Origin of the sequence: Streptomyces pseudogriseolus, assembly GCA_002154585.1 — a bacterium.
In the GTDB taxonomy this organism is placed as follows: domain Bacteria; phylum Actinomycetota; class Actinomycetes; order Streptomycetales; family Streptomycetaceae; genus Streptomyces; species Streptomyces pseudogriseolus.
This window is the reverse complement of sequence record MUNG01000416.1, coordinates 1-2,087: the sequence shown is the minus strand read 5'-3', so window position 1 is coordinate 2,087 and position 2,087 is coordinate 1. Positions and strand designations below refer to the sequence as shown.

The following is a 2,087-nucleotide window of genomic DNA, read 5'->3' as shown; positions in this document are numbered from 1 at the left end:
GGGCGGGATCGCTCGCCAGGGGGTGTCCGGGGCGGGGAGCGCGTGGGACAGGGCGAGGGCCGCGAGGCCGGCCAGGTCGTGCGGCACGTGGGCGGCGCGGTGGCCCGCGGTGACGATCTCGCAGCCGCGCGCCTCGAGTTCCTCGCGGAGGTTGCGGCGGGGCAGCAGGTGCAGCCGGCGGGGCTGGTCGTAGGGCAGCCACCAGCGGCCGAACAGGGCGGCGTACGCGCAGCGCGGGTCGAGGGTCTCGATGAGCAGGTGGCCGCCGGGGCGCAGGGCGTCGAGGGCGGCGTGCAGTTCGGCGCGCGGGTCGGTGGTGCGCTCCAGGTGGTGCAGCAGGCTGACCACGTCGTAGCGGCCGGACAGCCGGGCCAGCACCCCGGGGTCGGTGAGCGGCCCCACGTGGGCCTCCTCGACCCGGCCGAGCTCACGGGCCCGCTCGACGCGCGAGGTGAGGTCGGTGCCGTCGAACGCGGTGTACGGGAAGAACTCCCGCGCCGTGTCCGGGAAGCGGGCGAGCCCCGTGCCGACGTCCAGCCAGCTCTCCGGTTCGCCGAACGGCAGCATCGCGCGGGCCGTGGCGCGGCGGCGGTGCCGTACGGCGTGCAGGGCGAGGACGCGTTCGGTGGCGGGGTCGTGGGGGGCGCCGCGCACCGCGCGCCGGTAGAAGGCCAGGCCCTCGGGGGTGAGCCGGGGGTTCTGGAAGGTGTGGCCGCAGTCCCGGCACTCGTCGACGGTGAACAGCCCGGGCCGGTGCCGGCGCAGGTCCCCCGTTCTCAGCCGGGTGCGCAGCCGCGCGGACCCGCACCAGGGACAGTCCGGGCGGCGCGGTTCGTGCACCCGGGCGGAGCCGTGCGGGGCGGGGAACGCGGTGTCGGGGGCGGTGGCGGACATGGGCGGCTCCCGGCGTGAGGGCGTACGGCACGCGGGTGGCGCGACGTGCGGGGACGGTCGGGGACGGACGGAGGGATCTCCGGCATTCCCGAGCAAAACGTTACGTACGGGAGGGCCTCGCGGGGTGGATCACGGCCGGGGTGGCGTGGTGGGGGTGAGGCCGCGAACGCGGGGACGACCGGCGCTCCGGGGTGTTCGACGGGGGCCGGTACTGTTCGGCGAATGAGCTCGCTTAATCTCGACGACTTCACCGATCTGATCGAGCGTCCGGACGGCGGGGTACGCCGTGACGCGGAGGAGCACCGGTCCCGCCTGGTGGTCCCGCCCGGGTCCCTGGGCCGCCTGGACGACCTGGGTGAGTGGCTGGCCGCGGCGCAGTCCTCGGTGCCGGTGCGGCCGGTGGAGCGGCCGCGGGTGGTGCTGTTCGCGGGCGATCACAAGATCGCCGAGCTGGAGGTCTCCGCGCGTCCGGCGGGCACCGCCGTGGAGCTGGTGCGGGACGTGCTGGAGGGCGGCCGGCCGGTGTCGGTGCTGGCGCGCCGGCTGGGCGTGCCGGTGCGGGTGGTCGACATGGCGCTGGACTGCGACCCGGCGTCGCTGCCCGAGGACGTCGTGCGCCACCGGGTGCGGCGCGGCAGCGGACGTATCGACGTCGAGGACGCGCTGACCGCGGAGGAGGCCGAGGCGGCGTTCCGCGCGGGGATGGCCGTCGCGGACGAGGAGGCCGACTCCGGTACGGACCTGGTGGTGCTGGGCGACGTCAGCGTCGGCGGCACGACCGCGGCGGGCGTGCTGGTCGCGGCGCTGTGCGGGACGGACGCGTCGGTGGTGACCGGGCGCGGCGGACTGGCGATCGACGACCTGGCGTGGATGCGCAAGTGCGCGGCGATCCGGGACGCGCTGCGGCGGGCGCGGCCGGTGCTGGGCGACCAGCTGAAGCTGCTGGCGACGGTGGGCGGGGCGGACCTCACCGCGATGACCGGGTTCCTGTTGCAGAGCGCGGTGCGGAAGCTGCCGGTGCTGCTGGACGGGGTGGTGACGGCGGCGTGCGCGCTGGTGGCGCAGCGGGTGGCGTTCCGGGCGCCGGACTGGTGGCTGGCGTCGCACGCGAGTGGGGAGCCGGGGCAGGCGAAGGCGCTGGACCGGATGGCGTTGGAGCCGGTGCTGCCGCGGGGGGTCGCGGTGGGGGAAGG

The 2,087-nt window shown here is 76.5% G+C and carries 2 protein-coding genes; one reads left to right on the top strand and one right to left on the bottom strand.

The genetic code is table 11. From position 1 onward, the window contains the following. On the bottom strand, nucleotides 1-894 hold an 894-nt coding region (locus tag CCN29_RS29435), incomplete at its 3' end, for a class I SAM-dependent methyltransferase (protein ID WP_086685592.1). Nucleotides 895-1,116: 222 nt separating this feature from the next. On the opposite strand from CCN29_RS29435, the gene CCN29_RS29430 reads away from it, so the two are divergent. Continuing rightward, nucleotides 1,117-2,087: nicotinate-nucleotide--dimethylbenzimidazole phosphoribosyltransferase (locus CCN29_RS29430; protein WP_086685589.1), on the top strand; the 971-nt coding region annotated here is incomplete at its 3' end.